The organism is Oryzomonas rubra (genome assembly GCF_008369015.1).
Taxonomy (GTDB): Bacteria; Desulfobacterota; Desulfuromonadia; order Geobacterales; family Pseudopelobacteraceae; genus Oryzomonas; species Oryzomonas japonica.
Window position 1 is genome coordinate 331109 of sequence record NZ_SRSD01000002.1, and the last position, 16798, is coordinate 347906.

The 16798-nt window shown below is 48.7% G+C and carries 19 protein-coding genes and 2 pseudogenes; 5 read left to right on the forward strand and 16 right to left on the reverse strand.

The window, feature by feature from the left end; genetic code table 11:
- Nucleotides 1-8: 8 nt before the first annotated feature.
- From dinB to lexA, 3 genes are read right to left on the reverse strand one after another with little or no spacing between them, the layout of a single operon-like run.
- A complete protein-coding gene (gene dinB, locus ET418_RS04465; protein ID WP_420819510.1) occupies nt 9-1244 on the reverse strand; it encodes a DNA polymerase IV in 1236 nt (411 codons plus the stop codon).
- 2 nt (nt 1245-1246) lie between these two features.
- Nucleotides 1247-1492, reverse strand: a complete 246-nt coding sequence (locus tag ET418_RS04470; RefSeq protein ID WP_149306372.1) for a hypothetical protein — start codon at nt 1490-1492, stop codon at nt 1247-1249.
- A 3-nt stretch (nt 1493-1495) separates the two neighbouring features.
- Nucleotides 1496-2104, reverse strand: a complete 609-nt coding sequence (gene lexA, locus ET418_RS04475) for a transcriptional repressor LexA (RefSeq protein ID WP_149306373.1) — start codon at nt 2102-2104, stop codon at nt 1496-1498.
- A gap of 130 nt (nt 2105-2234) precedes the next feature.
- Between lexA and ET418_RS04480 the strand changes: the two genes are divergently transcribed.
- Genes ET418_RS04480 through ET418_RS04490 form a run of 4 tightly spaced genes read left to right on the forward strand, consistent with a single transcriptional unit; the run spans nt 2235 to nt 4406 of the window.
- Nucleotides 2235-2759, forward strand: a complete 525-nt coding sequence (locus tag ET418_RS04480) for a phospholipase D family nuclease (RefSeq protein WP_149306374.1) — start codon at nt 2235-2237, stop codon at nt 2757-2759.
- 2 nt (nt 2760-2761) lie between these two features.
- A complete protein-coding gene (locus ET418_RS18080) occupies nt 2762-2923 on the forward strand; it encodes a hypothetical protein (protein WP_188055277.1) in 162 nt (53 codons plus the stop codon).
- A gap of 2 nt (nt 2924-2925) precedes the next feature.
- Nucleotides 2926-3609, forward strand: a complete 684-nt coding sequence (locus ET418_RS04485) for an SOS response-associated peptidase (protein ID WP_149306375.1) — start codon at nt 2926-2928, stop codon at nt 3607-3609.
- A 2-nt stretch (nt 3610-3611) separates the two neighbouring features.
- A complete protein-coding gene (locus ET418_RS04490) occupies nt 3612-4406 on the forward strand; it encodes a retropepsin-like aspartic protease (RefSeq protein WP_149306376.1) in 795 nt (264 codons plus the stop codon).
- Nucleotides 4407-4553: 147 nt separating this feature from the next.
- Here the strand turns inward: ET418_RS04490 and ET418_RS04495 are convergent, their stop codons facing one another.
- The 3 genes and pseudogenes from ET418_RS04495 to ET418_RS18710 all read right to left on the reverse strand — a co-directional run.
- On the reverse strand, nt 4554-5879 hold the full coding sequence (locus ET418_RS04495) for a hypothetical protein (RefSeq protein ID WP_149306377.1): 1326 nt from the start codon (nt 5877-5879) through the stop codon (nt 4554-4556).
- A gap of 800 nt (nt 5880-6679) precedes the next feature.
- Nucleotides 6680-6865, reverse strand: coding sequence for a single-stranded DNA-binding protein (locus ET418_RS18705; RefSeq protein ID WP_476703884.1), 186 nt, complete (start codon nt 6863-6865; stop codon nt 6680-6682).
- Nucleotides 6865-6984: pseudogene (locus ET418_RS18710) on the reverse strand (hypothetical protein); the annotation flags it as partial. The pseudogene ET418_RS18710 and the gene ET418_RS18705, both read right to left, overlap by 1 nt.
- A gap of 80 nt (nt 6985-7064) precedes the next feature.
- Between ET418_RS18710 and ET418_RS04505 the strand changes: the two are divergent.
- Nucleotides 7065-7337: a hypothetical protein gene (locus ET418_RS04505; protein ID WP_149306378.1), complete on the forward strand. Its 273-nt coding sequence runs from the start codon at nt 7065-7067 to the stop codon at nt 7335-7337.
- A 72-nt stretch (nt 7338-7409) separates the two neighbouring features.
- On the opposite strand, the gene ET418_RS04510 is transcribed toward ET418_RS04505, so the two are convergent.
- From ET418_RS04510 to ET418_RS04550, 10 genes and pseudogenes are all read right to left on the reverse strand, one after another.
- Nucleotides 7410-8456, reverse strand: a complete 1047-nt coding sequence (locus tag ET418_RS04510) for an ankyrin repeat domain-containing protein (RefSeq protein ID WP_149306379.1) — start codon at nt 8454-8456, stop codon at nt 7410-7412.
- A gap of 129 nt (nt 8457-8585) precedes the next feature.
- Nucleotides 8586-9434, reverse strand: a complete 849-nt coding sequence (locus ET418_RS04515) for a hypothetical protein (protein WP_149306380.1) — start codon at nt 9432-9434, stop codon at nt 8586-8588.
- A 31-nt stretch (nt 9435-9465) separates the two neighbouring features.
- Entirely contained in the window at nt 9466-9882 is a 417-nt protein-coding gene (locus ET418_RS04520) for a hypothetical protein (protein ID WP_149306381.1), read from the reverse strand.
- Between the two features lie 244 nt (nt 9883-10126).
- Nucleotides 10127-11038 (reverse strand): hypothetical protein, encoded by a 912-nt coding sequence (locus ET418_RS04525; protein WP_149306382.1) that lies wholly within the window; start codon nt 11036-11038, stop codon nt 10127-10129.
- 39 nt (nt 11039-11077) lie between these two features.
- Nucleotides 11078-12283 carry a conjugal transfer protein TraF gene (gene traF, locus ET418_RS04530; RefSeq protein WP_188055279.1) on the reverse strand — a complete coding sequence of 402 codons (1206 nt, stop codon included), beginning with the start codon at nt 12281-12283 and terminating at the stop codon, nt 11078-11080.
- A 58-nt stretch (nt 12284-12341) separates the two neighbouring features.
- Nucleotides 12342-14090: an MAG1210 family protein gene (locus ET418_RS04535; RefSeq protein ID WP_149306384.1), complete on the reverse strand. Its 1749-nt coding sequence runs from the start codon at nt 14088-14090 to the stop codon at nt 12342-12344.
- Complete coding sequence (locus ET418_RS04540) at nt 14087-14830, reverse strand: LemA family protein (RefSeq protein WP_149306385.1); 744 nt, start codon at nt 14828-14830, stop codon at nt 14087-14089. The genes ET418_RS04535 and ET418_RS04540 overlap by 4 nt, the downstream gene beginning before the upstream one ends.
- 327 nt (nt 14831-15157) lie before the next feature.
- Nucleotides 15158-15286: pseudogene (locus ET418_RS18390) on the reverse strand (IS1595 family transposase); the annotation flags it as partial.
- Between the two features lie 200 nt (nt 15287-15486).
- Nucleotides 15487-16203 (reverse strand): complement resistance protein TraT, encoded by a 717-nt coding sequence (traT, locus tag ET418_RS04545; RefSeq protein WP_188055282.1) that lies wholly within the window; start codon nt 16201-16203, stop codon nt 15487-15489.
- A gap of 176 nt (nt 16204-16379) precedes the next feature.
- The gene (locus ET418_RS04550; RefSeq protein WP_188055284.1) at nt 16380-16712 is read right to left on the reverse strand and encodes a helix-turn-helix domain-containing protein; all 333 of its coding nucleotides are present in this window, start codon (nt 16710-16712) and stop codon (nt 16380-16382) included.
- Between the last annotated feature and the right edge of the window lie 86 nt (nt 16713-16798).

Consider the following 16798-nt stretch of genomic DNA (forward strand, 5'->3'; position numbering starts at 1 on the left):
CAACACTTTTAGGTGCACTTTACATTCTTGATCCCGTCCGGCCTCCAGCTGGGCGGGATGACATGGTTACCTCTCTTCTCTTTCCCCGGCAACAGGCTCCCCAATGTCACCACCATATTACCGTACTTCTGGTTTACTTCATCCATGGCCTTCGTGGCCTCAAGCTTCTTCCGGTCCTCTATGAATAGCGGCAGCTGTTCCACCTCGTGCTGTAGATTGCTCAGACTGATCCCCAGGAGCCGCACTGGCTGTTCCAGGTCCACGGTCTCCAAAATCCCTACAGCCGTCCGGTAGATCTCATCGCTTTGGTTGGTGTGCCTCTTGATCGTCGTCTGCTTGCCCCAAGAAGAGAAAAAATCTGCATACCTCACATATAGACTGATCGTCTTGCCGGCCACGTTGTACCGCCTAGCCCGACTGCCTACCATCTCGGAGAGCTGCAGGAGGAATCTTCGGATCTCCAACGGATCATCGATATCCCGCTCAAGAGTGCTGCTATGCCCGACGCTCTTAACCTCGTCCTCTTCGCCGAACGGCGTCACCGGGCTGTCATCGATCCCCTGGCCCATGAGCATCAGGCGCCGCCCGATTATCCCGAACTTCCGCGTCAGCCTGGCTTCATCACAGCGGCCCAGCTCACCGCAGGTATTGATGTTCATCAGTCTGAGCGTTGCCGCGGTCTTCTTACCGATGCCACACAGTTCACTCGCCGGCATGTGCTCCAGTATCCGGGAGACGTCATCAGGTTTGATGATGGTGAGACCGTCCGGTTTTTGCAAGTCGCTAGCCAGCTTCGCCAGGAGCTTGTTGGGGGCAATGCCGATGGAACAGGTAATATCGAATTGATGCTTGATGCGGGCTTTGATCTGGTAGGCGATGGTCTCAGCTGAGCCGAACATCTTGAGAGAGTGGGTAATGTCCAGCCAGGACTCGTCAATGGAGAAAGCCTCCACCTCCGGGGTGAAGTCCTGGAAGATCCGGTTGATCTCAGTAGATGTGTGCTGGTATTTCTTGTTGTCTCCTATAACGATGATCAGTTCCGGGCAGAGCCGCCTCCCTTCCCATACCGCCATGCCGGTTTTCACTCCCCGGGCTCGGGCTTCGTAGGAGGATGTGGTGATCACCGGCCGGCCACCAGAGCCGACCACGGCGATAGGCTTGCCCCGCAGCTCTGGTCTGGCCGATTGTTCTACTGAAGCGAAAAAGGCGTTCATATCGCAGTGGATTACAGTTCTTTGATTCACGGTCATTCCGCCTGGAGCGAATTAAGTGACCATATCTGGTCGTGGGTATTATAGACCAGTTCAAAGAGAGTTTCACCATCTGAGACGGCATAGTGCATGAGCAGGGCCTCGCCGACCCGGTCCCGCCAAAAGTAGGTGGTGAGCTTCACCTCATGCTTTCGGTTGTTCAGTTCAAACCACTTGGGGGCAATCTTCCCGCCCGGGCCGAAGACCACGGCTACCCGTATGGGACTTCTGATCGGCTGCATGACCTATTCCGTGCTACGAAACAGGCCGATCATTTTGCCGACTATGGAGACTTCACCCTCCCCAGGGCGGATTATGATGGGGGCGTAGTTTGGGTTAGCCGGCTGGAGCAGGATGCGGCCCGGCTCCTTGAAGAATTGCTTGAGGGTAGCGTCACCGTCAACCATGACCGCCACGACTTCCCCGTTGCTGGCTATCTGCTGTGGCCGGATCAGGACGATATCGCCGTCGAGTATCCCTTTGTTGATCATCGAGTTGCCTTCCACCCGAAGGAAGTAACAGCCTTCCCCCTTGATCAGGCTCCGGTCAACGGCCAAGTGCCCGGTGATATCCTCAATGGCCGGCTGCAGCATGCCGGCCCGTATCCGGCCGACAATGGGCAGAGCGACGGTTGCCGGCGGCGTCTGGGAGAGAACTATCCCCCTGGAACTCCCTTTCCGGTGTTGAAGGTAGCCTTTCTTTACGAGGGCTTTCAGGTGCACCATTGCCGGGGCGGTCCCGGCGGTCCCAATGCCGGCAGAGATTTCCCGCAGTGTGGGGGAGGAGCCGTGTTCGGCCTGATAACTGATGATAAAGTCGAGGACTTCCTGTTGGCGATCTGTGAGTTGAATCATGTCAATATCCCGCAAAAGGTATTCAAGTGATATAGTATCCAAATGATAGCTATTTATATAAAAGAGTCAAGAGGGAAAATATTTTGGTGAAATCCCGGAGGTCAGGTATCATTGCCGCCGGAGGGATCGCATGTCTCGAATCGTCATTCTTTTCTTCGCTATTCTGTTTGCCGCAACATCCATTGCCGCACCGCTGCCGTCCACCGGTACGGTCGAGGTCTTCTTCTCCCCCCATGGTGGGGCTACCGAGGCGGCCGTCAACGAAATCCGCGACGCCCACCAGGAGATACTGGTCCAGGCCTACAGCTTCACCAGCAAGCCGATCGCCAAGGCGCTCCTTGACGCCAGGAAGCGGGGAGTGAAGATTGAGGCCGTCCTGGACAAGAGCAACGCAACGGCCAGGTATTCGGCCGCTACCTTCCTGGTCAACGTCGGCATCCCGGTCCTGATCGATTCGGACCACGCCATCGCCCATAACAAGATCATCATCATCGACCGGTCCACCCTGATCACCGGCAGCTTCAATTTTACCTCCGCGGCCGAAGGAAAGAACGCCGAGAATCTGCTGGTCATCAAGGGGAATAAGCCGCTGGTTGCAAAATATTTGCAGAACTTTGAAACCCACAAAGCCCACTCAACCCCCTACACGAGGTAACCATGGCAGAGAAAATTGATGAAAAGGAAACCGTGACCCTGGAAGAGCTGGCTATCTCCAACAGCTTTGAGATCGCGGCCATGTTCAACATTATGGAGCGGAGAGGGCTGATTACCAGGACTGAGCTTGAAGAAGAACTCAAACGATTGCGAACGGTGCATTAACCATGTGTGGCCGCTTTACTTCCCTTCTATCCCCAGAACTGCTCACCGCGATCCGGGAGCTCTTCGGTGTGCCGATCCCGGATGCAGCTGAGCCCCGGTACAATATCGCCCCCACTCAGAACGTCTGGGTGGTCCGCAACGAGGGAGACCACAACCGCCTTGACCTGATGAAGTGGGGGCTGGTTCCCTTCTGGGCAAAAGACTCGTCGATTGGCAGCCAAATAATCAATGCACGTAGCGAGACTGTCGCCGAGAAGCCGGCCTTTCGCCAAGCCATCAAGTATAGGAGGTGCATCGTGCCTGCAGGAGGCTTTTTCGAATGGGCGCCTCCTGCGGTTGAAGGGGGTAGTAAACAGCCCCTTTACATCCACATGGCCGACGGGTCCTTGATGTGCTTTGCCGGACTCTGGGAACAGTGGAAGCGTCCCGAGGATGAAAACTTCCTGGAGACCTTCACCATTCTGACAACCAGGGCCAATAACCTCGTGGCGCCGATCCACGACCGCATGCCGGTGATCCTCCGGCCGGAAGATTACAGCCTCTGGCTGAGTCACAGTATGCACGATCCGGAGCAACTGAAGGGTATGTTCGAGCCGATTCCCTCAGATCACCTGGAGGCCTACAAGGTGCCGGACTTGGTTAATAACGTGCGCTATGATGGTGTGGGGTGTATTGCGAGGGTGTGAAAATGAGTCTTTGTAAAGCTAGACAGATTTTGAGGGCAATATGCATTGCCATAATTTTGGTCTATGCGATCAGGTTTGTGTATTTGTCCGTCCTCAGGACCAACCTGTCAATCAGTAGCAACAAGATACCTCCAGATGAAGTGACCTTGATGTCTCAAGAACAATCCAATCAGATCATCGCCATGTGGAAGCAGATGGCTTCTGGACAGAGCCAAGAACAGCCGGTGGATACTCAACAAGGTTCTTTTGTGCAACCAGAACCGGCTAAACCATCTGATCAGCCCCAGGGGGCAAAAGCCGGGGTGATCTACAAATATACTGACACCAACGGGATGATTATGATGGTGGACGACCTGGATAAAGTCCCCCAGAAGTACCGGAAGAGAATGCAGGTATCTGGCGGGACGTACGGACAGCAGCGCACAGCGGTCAAGGTGCTAAATAATCAGATTTGGGTTCCAGTTACCCTTACCCACAGGGGGAGATCGGCTTCTACCTGGTTGCTACTCGACACCGGTGCGACGACCACCTCTATTTCGCCAGCTCTGGCCCAGCGTCTGGGGATACAGTCAGCTGAAACCATCGGCGGCATGGCTACCCTTGCAGACGGAAGAGTTGTGCAAACAGCCAATGTCATGGTAAATCAGGTTACAGTTGGACCGAAGTCGAAACAATCGTTGAATGTGCAGATTATGCCCCGAACCAATGGAGAAGAAACCGGGCTGCTCGGAATGAACTTTCTGGGGGATTTTCCGCATACTATTGAAACTGGTGCCGGCATTATTCGCTGGCAGTAAGTTACCCACACCAGAGCACCTCTAAAATAAAAGAGGCCGGTGATTCCTCACCGGCCTCTTACAATCAGTTCACCGGATACCATCCTCTATTCCGCTGTGAACGTTATTGTAGTGCCGCCAGACATGGTGGCGGTAAACCCGCTGCATTTACTGAAGCGCAACCGTAACCGTATAGTTGCCCGTTTCTCCGGGGTATAGGCCACCTAGCTCTATATATGAACCCGAGCAGTAGATTGCATACCCGGCGGTGCCCTGGATCCCACTCGTGCTCACAATTGCTAGAGTGTCTGTCTCGGTGCCGCCGCCCGTGGGGGTGTAACTAAACACCAAGTTGCCTGCCTGATTGATACTCCAATGTCCATCGGTCATTCCTGTTATCGTGCCGTCCGCGTTATAGGTCACTGTTGCTGAGAAGGTACTCCCATCTGCGCGCACTCCATGCGCTGAAAATGTTTTTCCGCTCAACATTGCGGACGTGAAGACTGGTGCTGAGCCGCTCGCGTAAGTGAACACCATCTGCACGCCGTCCCCAAACACTGTTAATCCTGTGCTGGTATAACTGACAAGCGTTACCGTGGTTGGTGAGTTCAAAGTTGTAGTGTACGTTGCGGCGGTAGTCGTGAAAATGAGTTGCCCGCTCGAGTTGATACTCCAAGTACCGGAACCGGTGCCTACAGCGCTACCGTTCAAGCTCGTCATTTGAGTCCATGTGCCGTCAGCGTGCCAAACTTTGGTGTTCAATGCTACCGAGCCGTTCCAGGTAGTCGGGTTCGTAGTTGTTTTCCCGGAAAACATGCTGGACGTAAAAGCTATCGGAAATACTGAGGCAGTAGCAGTTGAAATCGCTGTTGCGTTTGGAGTCGCAGTGACAGTGCCGCTGGAGGTGGTCCCACTGACGACGGTTTGTCCACTGATCGAAATGGCGTAATTCCCGTTTGTGTCCGGTGCGGTGATTGTAGCGTTGTCAAAAACCTTATCGACACCTGATCCGATGGAGATGTTGCCGTTGAGGAAGTCGGTAGAAGCGGTGACAGACGCCGGATATAACCCGCTCAATGCAGCTTTCAAGCTGACCACGACTGCTGCAAACTGCGTAGTAAAATTCGTCGGTAATGTTGTGGTGACGGTCGCGGTTCCTTCGGCAAGCTGCATGCTTAGGTTAGTCAAAGGATTAATGTTCGTTGTACCCGGAGCTGCGGCAAATGAATAGTATGTTCCAGCGTTAAGGAGAAATGGCGCGGTCAGACCATCGACAACAACGCTAAATGCTCCATTTGCGCCTACCTTTGCGGTCTTCGTTGCCCCTTTCGCATCAGTGAGTGTGACCGTTGTTCCGGATGCAAGCGCTGCACCCTGTGATGCTGTTCCTGAAACTGTACTTTGTGCGGCGGTTCCGCCTCCACCGCATCCGTACAATACTGTCATCGCACAGACTGCTAGACCTGCCAGAATCCTCTTCATAAATACCTCCATTTGAATTTCCAATCCGAAGACTGGTTAAAAATTGATACCTACCTGCGACGCGGTAACGTTAGAAGTGTTTGAGCTCATCGCTTGATCAATCCATCCAAAATTGTTTTGAGGCAAATTGAATATTACGGTCCTTTACTTCTCTCAGTCCCGTGACAAATGCCGCTTCCGAGTCATTCAAAATGAGTCCATTGGTTCGATTGTGGGAAATATGTGATACATGGGCACTTAACGCGTTCGCGAGCTGCTGGAGTCTATCGGTTCATATTCTTGTTTTAGCCGCTTCATATTTTTGAAGCTGCTGAGGCGTGACGCCTATCAACTCCGAGAGTTTTTCCTAGCTCATACCGGTATTTTGTCGGAATGTTTTATTTTTTCTTTCGATTAAATATGTATTGATGATGTATCTCATTGTGTAGTCACTCAAAATAACAGAGAAACTTGAACAAGTTGCCACAAACTACAATTAGGGGAATAGACGAGTAAAACAATCATTGTTATGCTTAGCTCATTATGTGCCAATTTTTCATCAACAAAGAAACATCAATAATATTAAATCTTTATTTATATTTGACGTATTGCTAAGGTAATAGAGGCAACATTAAGTATCATTTTTTTAAATTATATATATCAATTATTGAAATTTATGACCTACTCCAACGGAGTTGGAGCGAATAGAGGGGCTCTGAGCTAAAACACTCTCCTCTCAAATGGGTCATCGTCGTCCCACTTTCGGCCGCCTCCGGCAGGGTGACCGCCGCTGGCCCCGCCCGCGGCTTTCCCACCGCCATCACCACGACCACTCAGCATCTGCATCTTTTCACCAATGATCTAGTCGTAAATCGTTCCACACCGCTGTTATCCTGCCATTTGCGGGTTTGTAGGCGCCCCTCGATGTAGACCAGCTTGCCCTTGGGCAGATAACCCAAGCGACCTCCGCAAATTTGACCCAGAGAGTAACCCGGTGCCACTCCGTACGCTCCTCCCACGTCCCGTCCTTGCCCTTGATCTTGTCGCTGGTGTTGATACTGAATCCTATGACAGCCACCCCGGCCGGGGTGGCTGCGAAGCTCCGGATCTTTTCCCAGAGTACCGATGATTGTTGCACGATTTAAGCTCGCCATTGTTTCCCCACTCAATTCAATATTGATAAGAAGTTGCGCTCTTTATGCATAAAGGAACACGGAGATGGTGAATCAGCCTGGCCCGAGGCGATTGATTTTGTGGATGGTGAATCAGTTGGATTTTAGTCAGCAAAGCGGGAATGGGAGGGGCACCGGAGAAAGAAGAAAAGGGGAGAGTGGTTACAACGGAACGATCAACGCGCCGACAGAACCAAATAGAGAGTTTTTTATGGCACAATCCTTCAAAAAGCAGCGCCGATTCCTTGGCCTTGACGTTTTCCATGTCGGGATAGAGGCGCCAAATATCCAGAGAATAAAAATGACAGGGCAGACCTAATATAAACACAACACGAAGCCCCTCCCGCGACGAGTCGAAAGGGGCCGGTGGAAAAAGCAGATTCGGAGAGAGTTAAATGACTTTGGGCTTGTACTGCGTCAACAGGTCGATAACCTCCTGGTCGCCAATCTTTTGAGCGATATCCCATGCTGATCCAAAGTTTGCTCTCGCCCCAACTTCCAGTAATTTTTTTACTATGGCAGCATTATCTCTATCTACTGCAAGAGTTAATGGAGAGGCCCCATAATTATTCACAAGGTTAGTGTTGGCCCCCGCCTTGATCAACGCTAGGGCAATATTTGTGTGTTTATCACCGATGGCGAAAAACAGTGCTGTATCGCCGTCTCTATGTTTGAGATTAAGATCAGCTTTCGCTTGGATTAGCAAATTAACGACATCATCAGAGCCCGATATTACTGCTGCACTCAATGGACTCACCCCAAATTCGTCTTGGACGTTGACATTTGCTTTTTTTGAGATTAGAAATTCGACCACATCTGTATTCCCTTTATCCGCAGCTAGCCAAAGGGCGCTTGAACCATTATTTGCCACACCATTTATATTTGCCCCGAATTTAACCAGGAGCTTAACTGCATCGAAATGGCCTTTCTGCGCTGCCGACATAAGCAATGTCCAGCCTTTGGTCTCTCCACCGCCAACGTTCTCGACTGTAATAGCCTTATTAACCAGTTTTTTGTTTTTCTTGAGCATTTTTGCCAGACTGTCCAGATCATCGTCCAGCATAACATCAAAAGCCTTGTCTATCGGCTTCGCCGGCCGCAATGCTTCCTCGCCGCCACCGCCGGTGGTGATCTCTACATTACCAGTTCTGGTTTGGCCGTACTCGCGGCAATTTTTGTAGACTCCTTTATATGAGGTACCGCCGCTGCTTGACTTGATTGTTATTTGCTTCGTCCCTCCGTTAACGCACGCGAGCCGCTTGCCGTTGTTCTTTTTTTGTTTCGCTGGCCCGCCAAGGTCATTGACCATTTCCTGGATCTTAGTGAAGGTATCATCATCGGCGTAGGCCATAGGCACGGTTCCCTTGTAGCCGATCAGAGCAGCTCCCAACATCACCAGTGAAATAAGCTGGAATCTCCGCATTCTGATTTGATCCATTATTTTCTCCTGAATATATTCTATTCGATTATGTTTAAGGTAAATACTGATAAAATGCGGCTTACAAACACTATAAAGTAAAGTATGTAAGCCGCTTGATCTAATCAATATTAGTTTATTACTAACGGATCACCAGCAATTTATTTCGTATGAGTATGTTATCAAATACACACTATCTAGTGGTTTATCAAATTCAATTTTAATGTTTGAAGGAACACTTATACTGTATCCGTTGTCTTTGCAAGACTTAGCAACGTTACTCGAAATTTTGGAGAGAGATGAAAATTTTTCACTATATATCCATTCGTTAATATTTTTGCCAGTCTTATTTATCCCCAGAATATTATTACCAGAGTAGCCCATTGCAAGATCATGGTATTTTGGAGGGGTATAATAAGATGGGACATTACCATAATACATTTGACCATCACCCGGGATTTTAGCAGCAGGGGCTTTTTCTGAACCGTAACTAACACCTCCAACGGCCAGCAGGCATATTGCCACAATTGCGGCAGTCACTTCCTTGTTTGCGGATTTAAACAGGCTCCCCAACAAGATGCCCAGATACCCAATAACAAGCAGTATTCCACCTAATCCCACAGAGACTTTTACAGACGCCTGCTGTCCGGCAATGGCATTGCCGCCGTCAGGAAAACCATTAAACATGTTGTTCAAATTACCGACCGCATTTGCCATGTATTCAATCTGGCCTTTGCCCGAAGTAACCGCAAGGCCACTCAGACATAACCCCACTACCGCAATAACAATCATCCATACCTTTGTATAGCGTATCTCACCCTTATATATGGCAATCAGGGATAAAGCCGCCGGCACCACCGGCAAAAGATAGAGCAGGTAAGTAATGCCGCCGATATGGGTCACGTTTACATATAACCCATTTCCTCCCTGTGCCAAAGGCAAGAAAACAGCAAAAAGACACATGACAGAAAACACTAGTGCAATGATTTGTTTGATCAAAATAGCCTCCTGGAAGTGAATTACAATTCATTCAAACTGTAGAGCTCAATTTACTAACCGCCATAAAAATACGAATTGCATATACTATTAGTCCGGCTCCAATAAGCATTAATATGTAAGATAATGGTCCAGAGAAATAACTACCAAAACCAATAGATAAAGAGCCAAGAAACAGTGGAGGAATGCGACCGGCATTGCCAGTAGCCCCTGTTGTTACATTTCTGTAGGCTAAGGCTTTGAATAAACCACGACCACCACTCCCAGCGACAACAATACGATCACCATTATTTACTAGGACGGCTTCAGATGACTTGATACGAACATGACGATTGCCAATCCTTACAACTGCAACATGCGTTGTCGTAACTTGAGAGTCATTGTCTCCACCAGTACCACTAATCTCCACACTATGATTAACCTTATCTGCTATCCCCCTAAATATTTCCATATTGCCCCCTCAAATAACAGCTTATGCATGAATGGGATTGACACTAATATATTTGTTTAGATGGATTGCCGGTATCACGAAATATTTAATCTCAGAGGGTCAAATTCCCCGCCCCTGGGGCGATTCAAGACACATCTACTAAGGATTGTAGATACCCCGCTGCTTGCGACGGGGTGATTCATTAAGTATGATTTGAGTAAGATTATAACCGAAATGCCAAAATGTTGCGCCCAATACCAACAAGCTAGCTCGCTGCACTATCGTTGGTTTTTGCCTTTATCTTCTTTTTCGTTTTTTTCTTCTTGCTTTGGGCGGCGCGATCGGCGTTCGCCTGTGCCTTCTCCGTTGCGATAAGGTCGGCCTCGGCTTTTGCGGCAGCAACCTTTTCCGCCGCTATCCGGTCCGCTTCGGCTTTCTCGGTAGCGGCCTTTTCAGTTGCAGCTTTCTCCGCCGCAATACGGTCGGCCTCGACCTTTTCAGCGGCGGCTTTTGCTACCGCTATCCGGTCCGCTTCGGCCTTCTCAGCGGCAGCCTTCACCGCGGCAATGCGGTCGGCCTCCGCTTTTGCAGCAGCAGCCTTCTCCGCTGCGATACGCTCGGCTTCAGCCTTCTCAGCGGCGGCCTTTGCCGCAGCGGCGTATTTCGCCTCAACGGTTTTCAATGTGGCAAAGAAATCTGCGTAGAAACCGGGATCGGAGATGCTTCCTTCGTTAAGCACTGCAGTCTGGTATTCATGCCCAATCGGGATAACCGGGAAGATCCACAGCAGGTGCCACCAAATAGTGGATTCATGGCGCAGAATACTTTGTTGATGTGCCGCGAGGGTGACGTTCGTGGATCGTCCGGGAAGTTCCGTGAGATTGGATGTGAGTTGGATCTGGTACGTTATCTCGTTGTTGTTTTTGTCGGGAATAACGCGGCTTGCTTTTATGATGCCGGCTTTCGCGTCGGTGTTCTCAACGGTGAACCCTTGCAGAATCAGGGTTTGCGTGACCAATTTTAGCATTATGTCGGCCGGTTGTGAGAATTCGGCCTGGTTCTGTTTGAGCGAGTGCTCTGCATCGAAGACCTTGTTGTATTCGGCCGGAGCGGTGGCACAGCCGCCCAGGGCTAGCAACAGCAACACGGTGCAGGCCATATTAATAGCAAACTTCATGTATAATTTCCTCCCCAGTTTTGGTTAACGTAGCTTCAATCAGTATGCAAAATTGAGGCTGAATTCAACTTTTGCCTCAGACGGGTATGATTTGCCGTCATATTTAACCGAGCCTAGACCATACGCACCATCGATATCGATGTAAATCCAGGGGATTCCCACGCTGAAACCAGCGGTAACCGCACCGGTGGATTGAGCGAGATCGGTGTAGCCGCCAACACGCAGTTTGAGGGAGCTGACCGGCTTGAATTCCGCGCCTCCGCCCAGTTGCTGACTGCGGAGGCCGGAAACGACAGTGGTGTTCTTTATCACGTCGATGTCTCCCGTCAGGTCTAGCCAGGTAAGCGGGCTAATGGCAATGCCGGCCCGGACCTGGGGATCGACAGGTATTTTGTTCCCCGATTTATCGGTGAAGGACGGGGCATTGAGGTTTTTGCCCACAAGGCCGACACTTAGCGGGACCGGCACCATTTTGCCGGGCTTCCAGAGCGCTCCCAGGTCAATGCCGAAATTGCTTTTACCGCTGCGGTTTTTGGAAAGCTGCTTCGTCAGGTCGGACGAGGAGAGAATCGAATCGCTGCTGCTATTATAAATTGACTGGGTAGCTGATGTCGTTTCCCCGTAGAGGTATTTCAAGGTGAGGCCGAGTCCGAGATGGCCGTAGTCGCCAAGGTCCAGATCATGCCCGTAGGAGAGCGGGGCTTCCAATAGTAAAATACCGCGCGGATTAACCCTGCTCTGTGCAAGATCGGTTTTCAAAGTGCTTTCATTAGGTAGAGGCAGGCTGGTCGATATAGGCGTGATAGTTGGAGTGGCTCCACCTTCGAAGGTGCCAAATACGCCCAAGCCAAAGTGTTTGATCTGGATTCCGACGGCACCATCGGCCGTGGCCAAGAGGTTGTCGGTGTTTGAGATGCCGTTGATCGACGAAATGAGTGAAAGCTCCGCGCTACTGCTGGTCTTGTTCTTATTCCAAGCGTTATATGCATCGCTTACAGTGCTCAGGTCTTCGGTAAGTTTTTTGCCTGGCATCAAACCAACACCGCCAGCAACTGACACCGAGACCGTTTTATCCGCAAAAGCCAAGCCGGCAGGGTTCCAGTACGGCGCCATTGCGCCGGACGTTCTCGCGACACCGGCGCCGCCAACGCCCAAAGCCCCATTGCCTACAGCCTGAAATTCGAGGCCATAGGCACTCTGGCACACTCCACATACGGCTAAAACAACCATAAAGCGTTTCAACATATTCATATTCCTCTCTGGTGTTTACATTAATTGAGACATCAATATACGTGGGCACGTCTCATTGATTAGGTAACAATGCAGACATAATAGATCTGCGTAGCAAAACATTTTTAGTGTCAATCCCTCTGTTTTTAAAGAGTTCCTGCCAATTTTCATCATCGGTATTGTCCGAGGATGTTGTATCAAGCTGAATAGGTGTCTTCTCCTTAACGACCATATTTGATTCGCGCTGTACATCCAAGTATTCAACCCAATTGACGCGAACTTTATGGTTATAACCATCTCCACCACGTACCGATACGTAATCCGCACGATCCTCGCCTCTGTAACCTGAAGCAGTGACGCAGATTGTTTGGGTGCAATCTGACTCAGTCATTGCTTGCGTTTTCAGGATGCTATTAGTAATGCACTGTGGATGTTGAAAAATTTTTTCGCCAAAATAGTTGGCAATGGCTTCATGTTCCCAAAAACAAGACTTGCTGGCATAAACATCTTTATAAATATCGGAATTGGAACGATGTTGTTGATATAGAGGGATTGTCAAAATTGGTGCAATACCAAAGTAGAATGACCTAAACAAGTTATTGTGATACTCGTTAAAAAATTTACGTGCATGCGTTAACTCATATGCATGAAACAACTCGGGGTTGCCGCTGATATCAATTGCAGTCATATGATCAGGTTCAACCATATTAACCATTTGTTGCTTCACAAATACAAAATCATCCCCATACCCAATTTCCTTGTCTTTGAGTATATTGAGCATTTCTTGTTGCGCTAAAGGTGTGAAGAGGAGTCTAAATTGAACTTCATGATCCCGATCAGATGCCCCAAACAAAGTATCAAATTCGCGATTAGACATTAAAGTAAAACCATCTTTCAAATCGCGGGATTTTTTCTCTAGCGCCTTTTCTGCGCGTTTTTTGCGCATATTATTTATAAAACCATTATCTAACTTGGATAAGTTTGATGGTTGGCGACTAAACGAAAGATCTGGTGCGGCTTCATTGCCGTAAATAATGAATGTGCGATGTCCATAACTGGGGAAAGGCTTAGTAACTGAAGCATGTAAAGTTTGATGCCTCGTAACAGTAGTTCGGTTTCCTTTGGAATCAATTTTCGATTCTGTCCAACTAATGTTAAGAGAGCCATTATAGGTTTTCTCTCCCATCCAGTGTTCTAGAGTACGGGCCATAACAAACGGATTGCCGTTGAGAACACCGCTATGGGAAAAAATAATTGAACGTTGATTATGATTAAATTGGTCATCAAACCCAAAAGTGTCATGAAGTTCGGCTAAGCGTCCGTTTGTAAAGTAGGCGTCAAGCTCGATTCGAGGGACAGTTTGCCTTACTAACTTGCCCACAATATCCCAATCATAAAGTCTGTTTAAAGATGACATTTGTTGCCAAGCTTCAGCACGCTTGTCATCCCGATGTATTTCAAGTTGCGATAAACGTATTTTGACTTCATGAACTATTTTATTTAGTTTGTAGATGGGCAGTCCAAGAACTAATGCAAGCCCAATTATCCACCATTTAGAATATTGATTTAAAATAACACAAATACCAATCACAAATAATGCAATGGTTACACCGCGTAGTATTCTCCAGTTCCTGCTATGAGAGTTTTCATTGGTAACTTTTTGTTCAAGGGTTCTTAATTCCTTGACGGTTTGAATGTTAGCGGTTTCGTCAACACCCGATTTATTAACTAAATCTTCGAAAAATCCTGAGGTATTGTGTGCGTGGGCATCTCTGAAAAATGATTTATAGTTTTCAACGGGTTCATGGATATCTTCAATCAAAAGAATTTACCTCTTGCCGTTACCTTGGTTTCAGTAGAGGCAGTAAATGGAATCCGGGTGGTGTAACCTGCTTTGGCTGCAACGATCTGTTTGGTAGGCCAAGCAAAAATATCTTGATTCCAAATTGACAAGGTATCGTTATAAAGCGTTCGGGCTGCCGTGATTTCCTTTTGGAGATAGCTGTTTTGGCGCATTGCATCGGCTAATACGGCTTGGGCTTTAAGATCAGGATATGACTCAAACGCAACATTAATTCGTGAAAAAACTCCATCAAGCTGCCCTGAAGTTTCATTCCGTTGCAAATCTGATGCGGGGCTTTGCCCTCCGCGATAGGCTGCTACAGTTTTCATGACATCTTTATCAAGATCAATGGACTTTTCAATCAATCCAACCACATTTTGTAAAATCATCACTCTTTGTTCTAGGTAATTGTCAATTTGCGAAGCATCAGCTTGAATTCTTTGTTCAAGTTTGCGTAAATATGCCAATGCATTGACCTTCATGAATATAAAAATTACACCAGGCAATATCCCCAAAACAATAAAAATGATCGCTTCCGATCTAGGAAGAAAGCTGGTGAGTAGAAGAAATAATCCAATAATTGGCCCCACAGTCCAAAGAGCAACTTCAAATATCTTTGAGTCTGTACCAACTTCCACCCTAATTTGCTTGTAAATTACATTAACATCTCGGCCCTCGCCATTGACTTGACCCGTCAGTTCATCCAATTCATTCGCCATTATTTTCCCTTTCTCTCGATCTATTTAGGAATTTGTTATTCCAACTCAAACTGCGTGCCACCTAAATTAGTCTGCGATAATGGACATTCAGGGCATTTCTGGGTTAAATATGTGTACTCATATTACAGTTCGCCTATGTCTGATTGCGGGTCAATCGGGTTTTTGCCGGAATAGAACCTTTTCGATGTCTCATAATATTTCCTGATCAGCGCCAATCATACGCTGAACGTAATTTGGTCCCGGTACTCAGACTGCTTTGATAGTTGCCTTGTTGTGCCACTTGAAACATGCTGGGCAGATCAAAGCACCGTGAAATTTAGCAAGTTAACGGTGGGCACACTTTCCGAAGTTAAAAGCGTGGTATATCCCGGTGATGACATTCTTCAGATTGCTGAGGCCCGTGTTAATCCAACAGGAACATTCCATGTTAGTATTTTTTCGCTTTTTGCCAACGATTGCCGGCACAACCGAAAAGAGTGCTAATCCCGACCGCTACTGGCAAATCCGCTATCAAAATTTGCTGCCTTGTTTTCCCATGAGTAATTCCTTCATTCTTTTCACTTGATTTTTTGTGTGCGCAGATTACAGCCCACAGGGGCTATCCATAAATTGTGGAATTAACAATAAGCTGCTCTTACTCCCGGTTGTTGCCGTCCTTAAAAGAAATTTGCGATAGCGTTGGACAACTGATCCTTGATTTCCTTTTCAGCGGCGCGTACATCGATGTCAGTCTGTTTGGCCTCAGATACGACACGCATCTGCATCTTCTTGTGTGTTGCGCTCTCCTCGTATTCCATGGTGCTGACCTCGCCCGTCCCCTGGGATGTGGCCGACCCGTTCCATTCGCTCTTTGAGGAGTTGCCGTCGCGACGGGACTTCGCTTGAGCTTGACCCCCGCCAGACACGCTCCCCTGGCCAGTTACTGATCTCGTTTTTTTCTTCACCGCGTGGGGCAGCGGCTCTTCGATCTGGATATCTACGATGCCGTACCAAGTGTCGATGCCCATCATGGACCCGGCGATGCTACCGGCAAAGGAACTGATGCTGCTTCCTACCGCAGCTCCGGTGGCGCTGCCGGTCGCCGCGCCGCCGACCACTGCGCCGCCAAAACCGCCGGCCAAAGCGCCTTCGGAGGTCATGGTGTCGCGGGCCCTATCCATATACAGGAAGTTGGCCTGCATCCTATAGGCGGCAGCCTTGGCGTTTTTGGTAACTTGGTAGCCTTTGGCCTGGAGTTTCTGGACAACGAGCGATTCCAGGCTCTGTCCGCCCGACTTGGCCGATGTCTGGTCCCGTACGAGAAGATAGATCGGCTTTCCTTGGGACAGTACGTCCGCATTCAGAAAAATCGTCCCGTTTGTCTGGGTGTTCACATCCAGATTTTTGTGAGCACATCCTGTTAAAAACGTCATAATCACAGCAGCCAAAACGATACCTTTGCGTGTTACGTTAAGTCGGTACATCAAATCCCCCTCGTGTTTTTGTGGTGTAAGTGCAGTTGGTTGTAACGCTATTTTTGTATGGCTTTCGATTTTGGTCCGAAAAATCATCATTTTACCAGTCGATCCAGGATCGTTTTGAGGCTGGCGTGGACGTTGCTATCCTTTATTCCCCGCAGCTTCAGCACGAAAGCGGTTTCCGATTCGTTCAGTGTCAGTTCGGCAGCGCGATTGCGGAAGAAATGTGAAACATGCACCCGCAAGGCGTTCGCGATCTGCTGAATCCTGTCTGTTGTGATTCTCGTCTTGGCGGCTTCGTATTTCTGAACTTGCTGGGGTGTAACTCCCAGTATCTCTGCAAGTTTCTCCTGACTCATGCCGGCATTCTGCCGGAAGGCCCTGATCTTTGTTCCTATTTCATGTGTCTGAATGATGTTTTTCATTATGTTCCATCGAGAAAGTATAGGTAAAACCGTGGAAGTAGCCATAAACCAGAATTAGGAAAATGGCCGCGAATATGTATACTTTT